Origin of the sequence: Thalassobacillus devorans, assembly GCF_011761345.1 — a bacterium.
Lineage (GTDB): Bacteria > Bacillota > Bacilli > Bacillales > Halobacillaceae > Thalassobacillus > Thalassobacillus devorans.
In genome coordinates this window covers 241,078-259,024 of record NZ_JAASRY010000004.1, presented here as the reverse complement: position 1 = coordinate 259,024, position 17,947 = coordinate 241,078, and the positions used below count along the sequence as shown (strand labels likewise).

Genomic DNA, 17,947 nt, shown 5'->3' with positions numbered 1-17,947 from the left:
GAAGGATAACTATATGCTTGATGTGAAATGGCTTTATGAGTTTATTATTTTCATTTATGCACTAAGTGTAATAGGTTATTTTATTGATTTCATTCAACAAAACCGGAAGGCGAACCTTGCAGCCTTCTGGTTACTTAGTATGGTTTGGTCTTTACAAACCATTTTTTTATTAACACAAGTTTTTGTTAAAGATAATTTTCCAGTTATGAATGTCTACGATGGGTTATATTTTTATTCTTGGATTCTAGTCACTTTTTCATTGCTCATCAACCGCTTGTACCGGGTAGACTTTCTCGTTTTTTTCACGAATGTGGTTGGATTCTCAGTCATGCTGCTTCACATAACTACGAAAGCTCGAGCTGACTTAGTAGAGCAAGGGATCCGATTTGTAGATGAAATGCTTATTGCTCACATCACCTTAGCACTTATATCTTACGGTTTTTTCACTTTTTCCTTTATTTTTTCTTTAATGTACCTGTTGCAATACCGCTTGCTGAAAAAGAAAAAGTGGGATAAACGGTTGTGGCGTTTAGGAGATTTATCTAAACTTGATCAATACTCCTACCTGGCAGTGACTGGCGGTGTCCCATTATTGTTGTTGGCTGTCATTCTTGGTGTCGTATGGGGATATAACTCGGGTGATGTTTTTTACTGGTATGACTCGAAGACAATGGGATCATTCATCGTGTTATTCGTCTACATTATCTATTTATTTTTACGGATAGTGAAAGGGTATCAAGGCAGGTCGATAGCGTTGTATAATGCTGCGGCATTTTTGTTTTTGCTCGTTAACTTCTTTTTATTCGGTTCACTGTCGAACTTCCACTTTTAAGATTGAGGAGGCAATTTGGTGCGTAAAATTATTATTGGTTCAAGAAAAAGCAATTTAGCAATCACTCAAACAGAATGGGTCATCGAACAATTGAAAAAGGTGGAGCCTGCCGCTGAATTTGAAATTAAGCGGATCTCAACAAAAGGAGATCAAATTCTGGATGTCACTCTATCAAAAGTTGGTGGCAAGGGGTTGTTTGTCAAAGAGATAGAAAAAGCAATGTATGAAGAAGAAATCGATATGGCTGTTCACAGTATGAAAGACATGCCCTCGGTTATTTCTGAAGGTTTGATGATCGCCTCTGTGCCAGAGCGAGAGGATCACCGAGATGCGTTCGTTTCTAATAATCATATTAAATTGAAGGACTTACCCGCCGGGGCAGTTGTTGGGACAAGCAGTTTAAGAAGAGAATCGCAAATCCGTGCAGCCCGCCCTGATCTGGAAGTGAAGTGGATTCGCGGCAATATTGATACGCGTCTTAAAAAGCTGAGAGACGGTGAATTTGATGCTATCGTCCTTGCTGCAGCTGGTTTGAAACGCATGGGCTGGAGCGATGACCTGGTAACAGAGTATTTGGATAAAGATATTTGTGTACCCGCAGTCGGTCAAGGTGCTCTTGCGATTCAAACAAGAGAATCTGACACTGAGTTACGTGAATTACTATCCAAAATCAATGACAGTTATACGGAAAAGACAGTAGCAGCAGAACGTAAGTTTCTTCACGACTTAAATGGTGGGTGCCAAGTACCAATCGGCGGGTATGCCTACCTCGAAAATGATGAAATTGTTTTGACTGCGCTTGTAGCTACTCCGGATGGAGAAACCATTCTGAAGGAGACTTTCAAAGGTTCCGATCCAATCGAGGTAGGTAAAGAAGCGGCTGATCATTTGAAACAGTACGGAGCTCAGAAAATCGTAGATGATGCGAAAGAGGAGCTGGATCAATAATGGGGGCACTGGCGGGTAGAAAGATACTTGTCACCCGGGCTAAAAGCCAGTCCGACTCATTATCATATAATATCAGGCAAGCAGGTGGGACCCCGGTAGAGGTCCCGCTGCTTCATTTTGCTTTACGTGATAACCAAGAAAATAAGCGGTATGTAGAACAACTTCACGAATACGCTTGGATATTTTTCACAAGCTCTAACGGCGTGAAGTTTTTTTTCGAATTATGGGGTGAGAAAGCTCCATGGCCAGATAATCTAAAGGTGGGGGCAGTAGGGGAGAAAACGGAAAAGATGCTGAACAACTATGGCGTCCGCGCAGACTTCGTTCCCAGTACATATACCGCAGAAGTGATGGCCGATGAATTTTTAGGCACCTTCCATGACCCTGGTCCCACTTTATTAGTTCGGGGAAATTTATCACGTGATGTATTGCCCGAAGCACTGAAAGGGCATGTCTTTTTCCAATCAATGACTGTGTATGATACCCTATTAACGAAGGATCATAGACCATTAACGGAAACGTTGGAACACATTCCATTTGACGCTTATACGTTTACAAGCCCTTCAACGGTGGAAGCATTTATCCGCTTGTGCCATACCCACATGGATTTTAAAACATTTCTCTCCGTTCCTTGTGTTTGTATAGGCCCTACGACCGAAAAAAAAGCTAAACAGGAAGGGTTCCTTAACGTCCTGATGCCTGAAGGACATTATACGACGGAAGGCATGACGGAACTTATGGAAAGTTATTTCAGTGAGAAAGGATAAGATATAGATGAACAGTAATGGCTTTAAAAGACATCGCCGACTGAGGCGAACAGAGTCCCTGCGTGCGTTGGTCAGAGAAACTAAAGTAACCAAAGATGATCTCATTTATCCTATTTTTGTGGTGGAAGGGGAAGGAATCAAAAAAGAGGTAGCCTCCATGCCAGGAGTATTTCATATTTCCCTGGACTATCTGACCGAAGAGATGAAGGGGTTGGAGGCAAAGGGGATCCGCTCGGTTATTGTCTTTGGCGTACCTCATGAAAAAGATTCTCAAGGCTCTCAGGCTTATTGTGAACACGGTATTGTACAGGAAGCAATCAGGAAAATTAAGAAGGACATTCCTGCACTTACTGTAATTGCTGATACATGTCTCTGTCAGTACACGGATCACGGCCATTGCGGCCTTGTAGAGAACGGGGAAGTTTTAAATGATCCTTCCTTAGAGCTGTTAGTCAAAACCGCCATCAGCCAGGCGGAAGCTGGTGCTGATATCATCGCACCTTCGAACATGATGGATGGATTTGTCGCTGCGATAAGAGAAGGATTGGATGAAGCAGGCTACAGTCAGATTCCGATTATGTCCTATGCTGTGAAATACGCGTCGGCTTTTTATGGCCCATTCCGTGATGCTGCCCATAGTTCCCCTCAATTTGGCGATCGACGGGCATACCAGATGGATCCTGCCAACCGTTTGGAAGCCATGAGAGAAGCGGAATCCGATATCGAAGAAGGCGCAGACTTCCTTATTGTCAAGCCAGCCTTATCGTATATGGATATCATGCGTGAAGTGAAAGACCGTTTCAATGCTCCTCTTGTTGCTTATAATGTCAGTGGAGAGTATTCCATGATCAAAGCAGCAGCGATGAACGGCTGGGTCAATGAGCAGGAAATTGTCATGGAGAAATTGACCTCAATGAAACGTGCTGGTGCAGATTTGATCATCACTTACTTTGCTAAGGATGTAGCAGACTGGCTGAATGAATAAATATTTCCAAGGTGGTGCGAAGAATGAAAAAATTTGATCGTTCAATTGAAGCCTATAAAGAAGCCGAGCAGTTGATGCCAGGTGGAGTAAATTCACCGGTACGTGCTTTTAAATCTGTCGATATGGCCCCGGTATTTATGGAACGTGGAAAGGGCTCAAAAATTTACGATATCGATGGAAATGAATATATTGATTATGTATTAAGCTGGGGACCTTTGATTCTTGGTCATGCGGATGACCGTGTCGTAGAACAGCTTAAATCAATTACAGAGTTAGGGACTAGCTTTGGTGCCCCGACACAAATTGAAAATAAGCTTGCTCAATTAGTTATCGATCGCGTACCTTCTATTGAAATGGTGAGGATGGTAAATTCAGGGACGGAAGCAACTATGAGTGCGCTCCGTGTTGCAAGAGGCTATACTGGCAGGAACAAAATTTTGAAATTTGAAGGAAACTATCACGGACATGGGGATTCTCTCCTGATTAAAGCAGGGTCAGGAGTAGCTACACTAGGATTGCCTGATTCTCCAGGGGTTCCTGAGGGGATCGCTAAAAATACGATTACCGTGCCGTATAATGATTTGGAAAGTGTCCGATATGCATTTGAACAATTTGGTGACGATCTGGCCGCAGTAATTGTCGAGCCTGTAGCAGGAAATATGGGAGTAGTCCCTCCACAGAATAGTTTCCTTCAGGAGCTTCGCCAAATTACAGAAGATAATGGAACCGTATTGATTTTTGATGAAGTGATGACCGGTTTTCGCGTTGGTTATAACTGTGCTCAGGGTCATTTCGGTGTAACGCCTGATATGACATGCCTCGGCAAGGTTATCGGTGGTGGACTTCCTGTTGGGGCATACGGCGGCAAAAAAGAAATTATGGAGCGGGTTGCACCTACAGGTGATATTTATCAGGCAGGTACACTGTCGGGGAATCCATTAGCCATGACAGCAGGATATGAAACATTAAAAGCGATGGATCAGGCAGCTTATGAAGCTATCAATGAAAAAGTAGACCGGTTAATTCAAGGCTTTACCGCTGCAGCATCCGAAAATGATATACCGTTCACTGTCAATCGTGCGGGATCCATGGTAGGCTTTTTCTTTAACAATGAGGAGGTTCATAACTTTGAAACAGCCAGCTCTTCTGATTTGGACTTATTTGCAAAATATTATCGCGGGATGATTGAAGAAGGCATCTTCTTACCTCCTTCCCAGTTTGAAGGCTTATTCCTATCCACTGCCCATAGTGATGAAGATATTGAAAAGACGATCGAAGCAGCTAAAAAAGTATTTGCTGACAACAGTAGAAAAAAATAAGTGATTACTTTTGGCTTCATAAGCCACTATACGGCGTAGATTAAAAAGACTTAGAGAGAACATACTCTAAGTCTTTTTATATTTATCCTTATACGTATCTTTGATAAGGGCTTTTTTTGTTTCGAATATTTTATCTCTTTGGCGCATAAAGTGGAACAGAGATGAAGTTGCGTGACAAGGGAGGAGGAAAGTACGTGACTAAGGATAATAAAAATGTGTTTTCTTTTTATTTAGACGAATCGCTATGGTTTGAAAGAGGACAGGAAGTCAAAGAACTGATGGGGATTTCACTTGATCCGGAAATTGTCATCCACCCCTTAGATGAAACAGTGTTAATCCAGGGGACCATCGACTTGACAGGTGAGTATTTTGCCAAATCAGATGAAGAAACTGAAGCAGAAACTGTAGCGCCTTTTCCTTCCAGAAAATTAATGGAAAGGGTCGAACATGAAGATGAAGGTGCCAGCCAATTCTATCATCGTTTTCCGGTAGAGGTTTCAATTCCAAGGGAACGTGTAGCGAATGTTGATGATGTATCGGTAAGTATCGATGTCTTTGATTACGAACTTCCATCTACAAATCAGCTGAAGCTTCATGCAACGGTTGCGATACACGGTATTGAGGAAGCTGAAAGGGACAAGGAGGAGGATACGGAGGCAGAAGAAAGAGGAGAAAACAGTGAGAATTGGGATCAGTCCTATCAGTTTGAAGTGGATTATCCTGATAATGACCATTCCTCTCCATCCCTAACAGAAACATTCTCTAGTAATGAGGTTGCTTCACAAGAAGACGAGAAAGAGGATTTACCAGCAGAGTCTTCAAGCAGTAATCGTTGGAAATACAAACAAGTGCAAACTCTTTCTGAGTTTTTCAATCATGGAGATACAACGGAAGATCAAGATGAAGAGGATGATCCAAATCCATCGCCTTCCTACGAGGCCTCACCATCTTATGTGGAAGAAGATCAGGATTGGAATGAAGATGACGATACGGAATCTCCTTCGCCTGAATCTCCCGAACGTAATATAGGTAATCAATTGCTGTTCAGTATGTTCGAAGACCGAGAAGAAACTTACACGAAAATGAAAATGTGTATTGTGCAGGAAGAAGATACACTGGAAACGATCGCAGATCGCTACCAAATTTCCATTACCCATTTGACGAAAGTGAATAATGTGTTTGAAGACGATCTTACACCTGGCAAAATTATATATATTCCTTCGCAATCATAGTAAAGGATGCTAAAGGCTGTCGAGGAAGAATCTATTTCTTCCAAGGCAGCCCCATCTGTTTTCAGGGAGGGAACTTTTTTGGAAGAGATTCATAACTTCATCCACAGCTATGGAATAACTGGCTATCATATCCGGCGGGTGACTGACAAATTGCACCGGGTGGAGACTGATAATGGCGTGTTCGCGTTTAAGCAATCCCGCTATCATTCTAATGAAGAAGGCAAGTGGCGGCCGATTATAAACTGGTTGGAAATGAACGGGAAAAACCTTACTCCCCCGTTTGTCCATACCACTGATGGCTTGCCCTATGTGTTGGGAAGAAATCATATTTATTATTTGACCCCATGGGTAGAACATACAAAAGATGAATACCCAAGTCATGATATAGAGAGTTTTTTTCGGAGCCTTGGGACCCTTCACAAACAATCGAAACAAGCCCAATCTAATAATCAAGGGTATATCGAATATTTGTGGCAAAAAAAAGAAGCGAGCATCCAGTCACACCAACTTCTTCTGGAGAAAATAGAAGCTTTTGAAAAGCGCCACTATATGCCTCCACTTGGGCTCGCTGTATGTTCCCAATATAAACAACTCCATTACACATTGGAATTCATGAAAGAACTATATCAGGAGCTTCCTGAACGAGATCGTTTACCTGATAACTTATCCCACGTAATCAATCATGGTAATTTGAAGAATGATCACATTATTCAATATCATGGTCATAGTTATTTTTTGAATTGGGAGCAAATGTTTTTTGGTCCTCCCGTGTTAGATTTGAGCAGGTTTTTTTTGAATGATTTCCGATTTCATGACAGCCCTGTTGAAGAATATAAGAAAAAGTTTTCTGTTTATGAACGTTTGTACGGAATTACAAATCAGGAACGTTTGCTTTTAGCCATCCATCTTATTGATACACATCATTATTTCACTCGCTTGGATCGTCTATTAAGGGAGGATAGGTCAAGTGAGCTTGAAAAGGTACAAAAATTAGAAAAGAGCTTCAGACGCATTGTCTATGGTCGTTTGATCGCTGAATCTCTTTTTAATACTTTTCAAGCCCAGCAACTAAAGGATAATGAATCTAAATCCACTCTAGATGAAATGCAATGAAAATCCCGAGAATAATCCCAAGCAAAAACACATCAAAGGTAGTTGGGAAGAGAAGGGTGCGCAGCAGTTGGAAAATGGCCAGTGGCAGCATCGCTTTTTCAATGATGTAGAGCCACCTTCGACACCAGGGTGGCAGGCGGTAGCGGTAAAGTCTGCTCATTATAATTCACCTCTTTAGTATAAAATATGAAGAAACGGCAAAAATGATGAAAATGTGGATTTTTTAAGTAACAGTTGATTTTAAATACAATTCTCTATACAATATGAAATATAATTGAACACGTGAAATGCCCTGATGGGGAAGAGTACAGAATGCATCCCGACAGAGAGGAAAACACTTGCTGAAAGTTTTCCAGGATAATGCATACTGGAAGGTCGCCCCGGATGCAGCTTCTTTGAATGTAAGTAGAAGGAGCCGGTTAAAAGCCGTTAACAAATCGAGTGCACAAGAAATCATTTTTTCTTGTGAATAAAGGTGGTACCACGGAGATCAATCTCTTTCGTCCTTTTTGGATGATAGGGATTTTTTTTATTTTTATTTTTATTTTTATTTAAAAAGTAACATAAGGTGACGCCCGAAATATTTCTAGTCACGTAAACATAAGGAGGAAATGCACGATGAGTAATCAAGAAGTATCCTTACCGCCTAAATACGACCCGACTGCAGTTGAACAAGACAGGTATCAATATTGGGTAGATGGAAAGTTTTTTGAAGCAACCGGAGACAAATCGAAGGAACCTTATACGGTTGTCATACCACCGCCAAACGTAACAGGTAAACTACACCTTGGTCATGCATGGGATACGACGTTACAGGATATCATCACACGAGTTAAACGAATGCAGGGGTACGATGTGCTATGGCTTCCTGGCATGGATCATGCAGGGATTGCAACCCAGGCAAAAGTAGAGGCTAAATTAAAGGAGCAGGGGAAATCCCGCTATGATTTAGGCAGGGAAAAATTCCTGGAACAAGCATGGGGATGGAAAGAGGAATATGCAGATTTCATCCGTACTCAGTGGGAGAAGCTGGGGCTTGGCCTTGATTATTCCAGAGAACGGTTTACTTTGGATGAGGGACTATCGGATGCTGTTAAAGAAGTATTTGTGAAGCTGTATGAAAAAGATTTGATTTATCGTGGGGAATATATCATCAACTGGGATCCTGCTACGAAGACGGCTCTCTCTGATATCGAGGTCATTTATAAAGATGTCAAAGGACATTTCTATCATATGAAATATCCTTTAAGTGATGGCTCGGGCCATATAGAAATAGCAACGACTCGTCCGGAGACGATGCTGGGTGATACTGCAGTTGCTGTCCACCCGGAAGATGACCGTTATAAGCAACTGATTGGCAAGAAGGTGACGTTGCCTGTAATTGGACGTGAAATAGAAATTGTGGCTGATGATTATGTAGATATGGATTTTGGTTCTGGTGCTGTGAAAATCACTCCTGCTCATGATCCGAATGACTTTGAAATTGGGAACCGTCATAACCTTGAACGTATTTTAGTTATGAATGAAGACGGAACAATGAATGAAAATGCTGGAAAATACCAGGGGATGGACCGATTCGAATGCCGGAAACAGCTGGTAAAGGATTTACAAGAAAAAGGTATTTTGTTTGACATAGAAGACCATGATCATTCAGTAGGTCATTCAGAGCGAAGTGGCGCAGTTGTGGAGCCTTATCTTTCTACGCAATGGTTTGTGAATATGGAGCCCCTTGCAAAAGAAGCAATTAAATTACAGCAAGGCGACGACAAAGTTCACTTTGTACCTGACCGTTTTGAAAAGACGTATCTCCATTGGATGGAAAATATTCGAGACTGGTGCATATCCCGTCAACTATGGTGGGGACACCGTATCCCGGCCTGGTATCACAAAGATACAGGAGAAATTTACGTTGGCATAGAAGCACCAGAAGATGAAGAGAACTGGGAGCAGGATATAGACGTATTAGATACTTGGTTCTCCTCAGCGTTATGGCCATTTTCCACCATGGGCTGGCCGGATGAAAATAATGAAGACTTCCAGCGCCATTTCCCAACGAACGTATTAGTTACAGGGTACGATATTATCTTCTTCTGGGTTAGCCGAATGATTTTTCAGTCCATCGAATTTACAGGACGCCGTCCTTTCAAAGATGTGTTGATTCACGGTTTAGTCAGGGATGCGGAAGGTAGAAAGATGAGTAAGTCGCTTGGCAACGGTGTGGACCCGATGGATGTTATAGAAAAATATGGAGCAGATTCACTTCGTTATTTCTTATCCACTGGTTCAGCTCCAGGACAGGATCTGCGTTTTCAATGGGAAAAAGTAGAATCGACTTGGAATTTCGTTAATAAAATTTGGAATGCTTCCCGTTTTGCGTTAATGAATATGGGTGGCATGCAATATGAAGAGATTGATTTATCAGGTGAAAAATCTGTAGCCGACGAATGGATTTTAACCCGGTTGAATCAAACAATCGAACAAGTAACTAAGAATATCGACCGTTATGAGTTTGGTGAAGCAGGCCGCCATCTCTACAATTTCATTTGGGATGAATTTTGTGACTGGTATATAGAAATGGCGAAGCTGCCTTTGTATGGGGAGGACGAAGCGAAAATTAATACGACACGTTCTGTGCTTGCCTATACGTTAGATAACATTATGAGAATGCTTCACCCATTCATGCCTTTCGTTACAGAAGAAATCTGGCAGCACTTGCCACACGAAGGTGAATCCATCACACAAGCGTCCTGGCCGAGAGTAAACCCAGCCTTTGATAACGATCGAGCGGTAGGAGAAATGGAACGTCTTGTCAATATCATTCGTGCTGTTCGTAACATCCGTGCCGAAGTTGATACCCCGATGTCAAAGGAAATTCAGTTGATGATCCAGACTAAAGATGAAGAAGTTGCACAAGAATTGGAAACGAATCGTCATTATTTAGATCGGTTCTGTAATCCAAGCGATCTGACAATCGCAACCACCATCAAGGCACCAGAAAAAGCGATGTCAGCGGTTGTAACCGGGGCAGAACTATACTTGCCTTTGGCTGGTTTGATTAACATCGAGGATGAAATCAAACGTTTAGAAAAAGAACGGGAAAAATGGGAGAAAGAAGTGGAACGAGTTCAAAAGAAACTTTCTAATGAAGGTTTTATCAAGAAAGCTCCCGATCATGTAGTCGAAGAAGAGCGTAAGAAAGAAAAGGATTACCTGGATAAACGGGAAAAAGTAGAAACCCGAATCAAAGAGCTCAAAGCGTAAACAATAAAAAGGCTGAGGGTGTTCCTAATGGGATGCCCTCTCTTTGTTATACTTTAAGAAAGTTTAACCTTGTTAAAGGATTAAAGTATAAGAAAAACTAAGGCTTTCGCCATATGTACTTGGCGATAAAGCAAGCTTTTCTAATGAAAGGAGGAGAAATAATGAAATATGAAGAAGCCATTGCATGGATACATAACCGTGAAAAATTCAAGATTAAACCAGGACTGAAACGGATGGAATGGATGATGGACAGGTTAGGTCACCCGGAAAAGGATATCAATGCTATTCATATTGCGGGAACAAATGGTAAGGGATCGACACTCTCTTTTTTACGGCATTTACTCCAAGATCAGGGAATGAACGTAGGTACATTTACGTCGCCTTACATTATTCATTTTAATGAACGAATTAGTGTAAATGGGAAAGCAATTAAAGATGAAGATTGGGTACACCTGGTGGAGACGATTAAACCGTTAGCAGAAGAGTTGGGAGAAACGCCTCTAGGAGAACCAACAGAATTTGAAGTAATCACTGCAATGGCGATTGTATATTTTCAAGAATCACAGCTTGATTTCGTAATTATGGAAACAGGTTTAGGAGGCCGGTTTGATTCAACGAATATCATACAACCCATTGTGGCGGCGATAACAAATGTCGGCATGGATCATATGAAAATCCTGGGTAACAGTTATGAGAAGATTGCTGTAGAAAAATCTGGAATCATTAAGAAACATGTCCCAGTGGTCACAGCGGTTGAAAACAATGCTGCAATCCATGTAATAGAGGAAAGAGCCAAAATAATGGAGACAGAACTTTATCGATTGAACAAAGAGTTCTCTGTGAAACACAACTATAGTGATGAAGAAGGGGAACATTTTACTTTCCATCCCAATCAATTTGATTCGAATGAACTGATAAGCCGAATGAAAGGCAGACATCAGGAGAAAAATGCAGCAGTAGCTTTACAAGTAATGGAGGTACTTAGGGAAAAAGGGGCACCTTTCAAACGTAAACATTACAGTAATAGTATTATGTCAACAAAGTGGCCGGGGCGGTTTGAGCGAGTATGGAATAGCCCGCTGGTCATTTTAGATGGAGCCCATAATAAGGAAGGCACAAGTACACTCATGCGAACGATTGCTGAACATTATCCCCACCAACAAAAATACTTGCTCTATGCAGCACTTGAAGACAAACCAGTGAAAGGCATGCTGCAACAATTAAAAGGAAAGTTCACCTCCATAATTTTCACTAGTTTTGATTTTCCTCGCGCCATGAATGGGAAAGCATTGCAAGATATTTATGGAGGGGAAAATTCGGTCGTGCATGACAGTTGGGAACAGGCGCTCGATGATACAATAGGTAAAATGGACGATAAGGATCTATTAATAGTGGCAGGCTCATTATATTTTATTTCGGATGTGAGAAAATACTTTGAATATAGGTCTAAGGTATGATAGTATTATAGTTATCTGAAAATTCCATTCGTTGGAACTGCTTCTTTTGATTTCTACATCATGAAAAAATTTGGGAAAATTTAATAGATTTGATGCAGGGAGATGCATGGGGATGACAAAAGAGAAGAAGATAGCCATATGGCTGACTTGGTTGTTGGTTTGGCCAATTAGCTTCTATGGATTATACCGGTATTGGGAACCGAGTTTTCAGAACATGATGGCGGATTTATTCTCTTTTGCCATACTTATAGGTATTGTTGCTTTATTTCCCTTGGTATTCAAGGAAGGGCCAATATTTTTAATACAAGGAGTCAGTTTGGCTGTCTTCCTTTATTTTGGTTTATTCATCGAAGTGCTCTTAACCCAATTCGGTGTTGTTTTCCTCATGATAAAAATGCGTATATCCCGTCAGGATCTATACCGGCTCCCGTTGAATATGCTGGTTTTTTTAGTGACAAGTATCTCGGGTGCTTCCATTTACTACCTTATGGGGGGGCAGCATGGCAGTGAAGCCTATCAAACACTGTATGACATAATTCCGATTCTTGCCTACGCCTTGACCACTTTCGTTACTAATCAGATATTAATCAAATTATTGGGCCTGTTTCTTATGAAGCGTCCCTTTCAATGGATTGACCGCGCAACTTTGTGGGAAATTTATACTACCTTGCTAATATTACCGGTAGGTTTTGTTTTGTACAGATTATATGCTGATATGGGCCTGGCTGCTGTGTATTATGTAGGGATACCTTTCGCTTTTATATCAGCAATGATGATGCTTTATTATAAAAGCAGACAGCTCAACAGTTATTTGCAAAAAACAAGCGAAATCGGGCACGAGTTGACAGGCCGTCTGAAGGAATCGGAAGTAATGGATTTGTTTATCAGCCGATTAGTAAAGCTGTTGCCCATTGACTTTACCTATATTTACGATGTTATAGATCAGGAACAATTAAAAATGACTCACTTTTATAAGGCTCAGCAACAACAGGACATCAGGCAGTTCTTTTTAGAAAAAGGAGAAAGTATCAGTGGTGTTGTGTTTCAACAAAGGAAAGCCTTCCAATATCATCGTCGCGACCAATGGAAAAAACAGAATTGGGAAGGGATTCCGGAAGAAGGGGAAAGCTTGATTACTTTACCTGTTTTCCGAAATGATGAAATTGTTTCGGTAATCACGGTAGTATCAAAGGAAAAGAGAGCTTTTGAAAAATTTCAGTATATGATTGTGGATATACTATCCAATTATCTTGTCATTGCTATGGAAAATGCAAAAAACTATGAAGAAACGAAAAATCAAAGTGAACGATGTCCGCTTACAAATTTATATAATTACCGCTACTTTGAAGAGCAGCTGGAACAAACATTTCAAATTCAGCAAAACCTCAATAGACCTTTGTCGGTAATCTTATTGGACATTGATCACTTTAAATCAGTTAATGATACGTATGGACATCAAAGTGGGAACGAAGTTATTTGTACATTGGCGGACTGGCTGGTTGAAATGATTGGAGAGAAAGGTGTAGTAGCAAGGTACGGAGGGGAAGAGTTTGTTATCATGCTTCCAAACTATAACGTTGATGAAAGTTTTCTCCTGGCAGAGGAAGTGCGTAGTAAATTTGCTTCCAAGAAAATTATACTGCACGAACATATGCTAGGGGATAAAGAGGAATCACTGGTGGTGACTGCCAGCATTGGAGTTGCTTCTTATCCCGAACATTGTGAACAGCCTCTGGAATTAGTCCGGCATGCTGACCGGGCCATGTACATGGGTGCTAAGCAAAAAGGCAGAAACAAAGTTGCCCTTTATCAAAGCAATAAAGCTTTAACCGAGTGATTCATCACTCGGCTTTTTTTTGCTATTTAAATAGTATTTTTGTATGACATATTCATAATTTAGACCTAGTATCCGATATAAAAAGTAGAAAGGACAACTCTTAGAATGCTCCCAGCAGTAAAGTGATTGGAACAGCCCTATTCAATAAAAGGCCGAAAAGTCGAAGACTTGATTTCGAGATAATTGTGAGAGTTTAGGGACGTTGGGGAAGGATTCGCTTTCCAGCTCCATCACCTAGACACTCGCGACATAAGCAGTCCATCAACGGGAAGAAAAATCACTTCCCTTTTGATGTTCTGCTTATGCGTGTCGTGTCTCCCAAGGTGATTACGCATTAATTTCTTTCCGCGGGGAAGACGGCAAGCCTCCTCGAGCTATAGCTCTGCGGGGTCTTGCCAGTCTATCCTTTCCTGCAGGAGTCTCACCCTTCCCCCACGCCCCTCGCCATATAAAATTCTCGAAATCGCGCTTGGAAAGTGCAATTCTATTTTGTGGGAGAATCCTATTACATTGCTAATCTGATCGTACTTTCTGTTCCATAAGCTCGCTATTATGGATGGAAGTTTCGAGACTCTATCAAACGTAAGGTGGCGGGGAAAACGGTGAGACTCCTGTGGGATGAACATGATCGGTGAGATCCCGCAAGGCAAAGCCTGAGGAAGCTCACCACATGCCCACGGAAAGCGATCCGTTTTCCCAGCCACCATAATCGCAATCAAAAGTCTCGAAACTGAGTCTTCAGCAATTGGGAGCTTAAATGTAATACCTTATTAAATTCAATTAAAAAGGAATGAAATGCATGGATGTGTATATTGCGATAATAATGTTTATGTTTGGAATTATATTTGGGTCCTTTTTTAATGTTGTTGGCCGGCGCATGCCGCAGGGAGAAAGTTTCTCAACCTCCCGTTCTTATTGCAGCAGTTGCAGTCAAACCCTTAATGGCTGGGATATGATACCGGTGCTTTCTTATTTGACACTCCGCGGCAGGTGCCGTTACTGTAAAGCAAAATTCTCCTTTTTATATCCGCTAACAGAATTATTGACAGGATTATTATTTGTTTCGAGCTTTTTAGTTTATGGGTGGAGTTATGAGTTAATCGGCGCCCTGATATTAGTTTCTTTAGGAATGATTATCCTGGTTAGTGATCTGGTATATATGATCATCCCCGATCATTTATTATTATTCTACCTCCCCCTGGTTATCCTCTTTCGAACTGTCTATCCTTTAGAACCATGGTATTCATCTATCATAGGTGCCCTCACTGCATTCCTTTTAATTTTTATAATTATTTTTATTACTCAAGGTGGGATGGGTTCTGGAGATATGAAGTTGTTTGGACTGCTTGGTTTTCTCTTAGGATGGCAACAGGTATTACTAGTTTTTTTCCTCTCCATCTTAATTGGTGCAGTGATTAGCATACTATTATTGAGTTTAAGAATCATTGATCGAAAGACTCCAGTTCCTTTCGGGCCCTATATTATTATTGCGGCGTTGATTTCTTATTTTGCCGGCAGCGATATTATGGGCTGGTATGTGCTATTGGTATGGTAAAGGCTCTTTTGTTTATAAGAGCAATAGGTATAAAAATAAAACGAAGCAATATTAGACATAAATAGATGATTTTATTAGAAACCAGACGACACCGGTCGTCTGGTTTTTTGTCGGGGGTGTGGTAGATTGGATTCAAAGCCGGTAAAGGTGGTGAAATTAGTGGACAAGCATCATAATAAGATATCTATCAGGATGAACGGGAAAGAGACATTGATCCCCAGGGAAGATGAGAAAGCAATGGAAGAGGTGGTTTCTTCTAAAGAAGAACAGGCGGCTACAGCAGAAGTGTATGAATATGAACGGATAGAAGAACCAGCCAATGTGATCAAGCCGGAAGCTTGGAAAAAGCACCCCTATTATAAAAAGAAGAAACGTAAGAAAAAGGTTTCCTCTCCAGTAAAGAATATTCTTATTGTTGTCATGACTGCACTAATATTCGGTCTGTTATTGGGGTTTCTGTTGTTAAGAATGTTTGTGGGAATGACGGAGAATGATGGAGCATCAGCGAACAGTGGTGTATCACTGACTGAAGTAAACAGCCCTGGTACGACGGATAGCGGATCAGACGGAAACCAAAGCATGATGGCACTTCCAGGCACAGATGCTTATGTCGTACAAGCAGGCTATTTTACTAGTAGGGAGAAAGCTGAAGAGTGGAGTCAAAATTATACAGATTATGGACACCCGACGGTTGTGTGGGAGCGTGATGGAGATGTCTTCCTATTTACTGGGCTGGCTCCAGACCATGAGGCAGCTCAGTCAAAAGCATCCCGATTACAACAAGATGGGCTGGAAACCTACGTGAAGCCCTGGTCGGTTCCAAAAATAGAAAAGGTGAACAAGGAAAAAGCGGAACCCTTGAGTGGTTTCGCTGATTTATTCTCCGCCACATTGAAAGGGGAAAATAAAGGAGATGGCTGGAAGCAGTTTGGCGAACGTTTGCCAAAAGAGGAAAATTTCATGGCACTCAAAGACAATATTGCTGCCCTTGTGTCAGCCAGTGATTCTGTCCAACAGGATGTCCTGTTATTAGAAGTTTGGAAAAGCTATGAAGAAATACTCAAAAAATAGGTGCCTGCCACCTATTTTTTATTTTTAAGCTTATAAGTAAACAATAAAAATGGGAAAACTTATAATGAAATATAGATAGTTGGTTAAAAAATGAGAAGAAACAGAAAATATCCAGTTTTTATAATTGGTTTAAAGTTTACTACACTTAATAGAACCTCACAGTTTTATCAGGAAGGATGTAAGTATGATGAACGCATTAGTATTAGGCTCTGGATCACCCCGTAGAAAAGAACTGCTTGAACTGGCAGGCTACCGGTTTGAGGTTAGAACGAGCGAGGCGGATGAATCCGTAATTACGGAGAAAGACCCGGAAATCTTAGTAAAGAAATTGGCAGAAGTGAAAGCTGACCATATTGAGACTGATAACAATGAAATTTTGGTAACAGCGGACACAGTAGTGAGTATTGACGGAGAGGTATTAGGGAAGCCTGAATCAAAAGAGGAAGCCATCGAGACGCTCCGTCTGTTAAGCGGGAGGTCGCATGCCGTTCATACGGGTGTGATGATTCGCGGTAGCGAAAGTTATGATCTATTTGCAGCCCGAACAGAAGTGGATTTCCTGGAACTTACCGAAACCGATATCCTCCGTTATATTGATACCGGGGATTCTTTTGATAAGGCAGGAAGTTATGGCATTCAAACGAAGGGGGCTTTGCTGGTCAAAGGCATCAAAGGTGACTACTATAACGTCGTAGGTCTGCCTATCGCATGCCTTGCCCGTAAACTTGTGTCATTCAATATTTTCCCATCCTGGTAAAGAGTTGTGAGGATTAAAAAGGAAAGGGTGCGGAATAATTGTCAGAAATCCAGGTGATGTTAAAAGATGTTCCTTTGGCCGATCGACCAAGGGAACGTATGCTTGAACATGGCCCCAGTCATTTATCCAATCAAGAACTAATTGCGATATTACTTGGAAGCGGATCCAAAAACGAATCGGTGATGAATCTATCCCAGCGTCTGCTTATCCATTTCGAAGGTTTAGATCTTTTAAAGGATGCTACCATCGAAGAATTGACAGCCATCAAAGGAATCGGTACAGCAAAAGCAGTTCTCATTCAGGCAGCCTTAGAAATCGGAAAAAGAATTCATCAGATGAAGCCTCCGGAAAGGTATGTCATTCGAAGCCCTGAGGACGGGGCCGACTTTGTTATGGAAGAGCTTCGAGGACTGAAACAGGAACATTTTATCTGTTTATTTCTTAATACTAAAAATCAGGTTCTCCATCGCCAGACGATTTTCATCGGCAGTTTGAATGCCTCAATCGTCCATCCAAGAGAAGTATATAAAGAAGCCGTCAAAAGGTCGGCTGCTTCTCTTATCTGCATTCATAATCATCCCTCAGGCGACCCGACCCCATCGCAGGAAGATATTAATGTAACAAGACGGTTAGCAGAGTCCGGTAAAATGATCGGCATAGAATTACTGGATCATTTAGTGATCGGTGACCGTAAATTTGTCTCTCTCAAAGAAAAAGGATATTTGTAAGACTATCCATTTTCTATTTTTTTTCGTATAATTGAATAGATAGTGAAATCTAGCGCCTTTTTATAAGCTCGATCTTATAATAGGC

Annotated in this window: 15 protein-coding genes and 1 other annotated feature; all 15 genes read left to right on the top strand. The window is 41.3% G+C overall.

Annotated features, from left to right (window positions below; translation table 11 throughout):
• The first annotated feature begins 13 nt into the window (after positions 1-13).
• The 15 genes from FHS45_RS14460 to radC all read left to right on the top strand — a co-directional run bounded on the left by FHS45_RS14460 (position 14) and on the right by radC (position 17,862).
• The gene (locus FHS45_RS14460) at positions 14-832 is read left to right on the top strand and encodes a cytochrome c biogenesis protein (protein ID WP_062447079.1); all 819 of its coding nucleotides are present in this window, start codon (positions 14-16) and stop codon (positions 830-832) included.
• Between the two features lie 18 nt (positions 833-850).
• A complete protein-coding gene (hemC, locus tag FHS45_RS14455) occupies positions 851-1,780 on the top strand; it encodes a hydroxymethylbilane synthase (RefSeq protein ID WP_062447077.1) in 930 nt (309 codons plus the stop codon).
• A complete protein-coding gene (locus FHS45_RS14450) occupies positions 1,780-2,547 on the top strand; it encodes a uroporphyrinogen-III synthase (protein WP_062447074.1) in 768 nt (255 codons plus the stop codon). The genes hemC and FHS45_RS14450 overlap by 1 nt, the downstream gene beginning before the upstream one ends.
• 7 nt (positions 2,548-2,554) lie before the next feature.
• Positions 2,555-3,532, top strand: coding sequence for a porphobilinogen synthase (gene hemB, locus FHS45_RS14445; protein ID WP_062447072.1), 978 nt, complete (start codon positions 2,555-2,557; stop codon positions 3,530-3,532).
• A gap of 23 nt (positions 3,533-3,555) precedes the next feature.
• Positions 3,556-4,851, top strand: a complete 1,296-nt coding sequence (hemL, locus tag FHS45_RS14440) for a glutamate-1-semialdehyde 2,1-aminomutase (protein WP_062447069.1) — start codon at positions 3,556-3,558, stop codon at positions 4,849-4,851.
• A gap of 194 nt (positions 4,852-5,045) precedes the next feature.
• Positions 5,046-6,083 (top strand): stage VI sporulation protein D, encoded by a 1,038-nt coding sequence (gene spoVID / locus FHS45_RS14435; protein ID WP_062447066.1) that lies wholly within the window; start codon positions 5,046-5,048, stop codon positions 6,081-6,083.
• A 78-nt stretch (positions 6,084-6,161) separates the two neighbouring features.
• Positions 6,162-7,196, top strand: coding sequence for a phosphotransferase (locus FHS45_RS14430; protein ID WP_062447064.1), 1,035 nt, complete (start codon positions 6,162-6,164; stop codon positions 7,194-7,196).
• Positions 7,183-7,374 (top strand): hypothetical protein, encoded by a 192-nt coding sequence (locus FHS45_RS20480; RefSeq protein WP_062447061.1) that lies wholly within the window; start codon positions 7,183-7,185, stop codon positions 7,372-7,374. Before FHS45_RS14430 ends, FHS45_RS20480 begins: the two co-directional genes overlap by 14 nt.
• 105 nt (positions 7,375-7,479) lie before the next feature.
• Positions 7,480-7,707 (top strand) — a binding site (T-box leader).
• A 107-nt stretch (positions 7,708-7,814) separates the two neighbouring features.
• Positions 7,815-10,457, top strand: coding sequence for a valine--tRNA ligase (locus tag FHS45_RS14420; protein ID WP_062447058.1), 2,643 nt, complete (start codon positions 7,815-7,817; stop codon positions 10,455-10,457).
• 161 nt (positions 10,458-10,618) lie between these two features.
• Entirely contained in the window at positions 10,619-11,914 is a 1,296-nt protein-coding gene (locus FHS45_RS14415; RefSeq protein WP_062447055.1) for a bifunctional folylpolyglutamate synthase/dihydrofolate synthase, read from the top strand.
• Positions 11,915-12,026: 112 nt separating this feature from the next.
• Positions 12,027-13,751, top strand: coding sequence for a sensor domain-containing diguanylate cyclase (locus tag FHS45_RS14410; protein ID WP_062447052.1), 1,725 nt, complete (start codon positions 12,027-12,029; stop codon positions 13,749-13,751).
• A gap of 799 nt (positions 13,752-14,550) precedes the next feature.
• Positions 14,551-15,306 carry a prepilin peptidase gene (locus FHS45_RS14405; RefSeq protein WP_062447050.1) on the top strand — a complete coding sequence of 252 codons (756 nt, stop codon included), beginning with the start codon at positions 14,551-14,553 and terminating at the stop codon, positions 15,304-15,306.
• Positions 15,307-15,465: 159 nt separating this feature from the next.
• Positions 15,466-16,377 carry a hypothetical protein gene (locus tag FHS45_RS14400; RefSeq protein ID WP_148350169.1) on the top strand — a complete coding sequence of 304 codons (912 nt, stop codon included), beginning with the start codon at positions 15,466-15,468 and terminating at the stop codon, positions 16,375-16,377.
• Positions 16,378-16,564: 187 nt separating this feature from the next.
• Positions 16,565-17,134, top strand: coding sequence for a Maf family protein (locus FHS45_RS14395; RefSeq protein ID WP_062448047.1), 570 nt, complete (start codon positions 16,565-16,567; stop codon positions 17,132-17,134).
• Positions 17,135-17,190: 56 nt separating this feature from the next.
• On the top strand, positions 17,191-17,862 hold the full coding sequence (gene radC, locus FHS45_RS14390; protein WP_082412149.1) for a RadC family protein: 672 nt from the start codon (positions 17,191-17,193) through the stop codon (positions 17,860-17,862).
• The last annotated feature ends 85 nt before the right edge of the window (positions 17,863-17,947 follow it).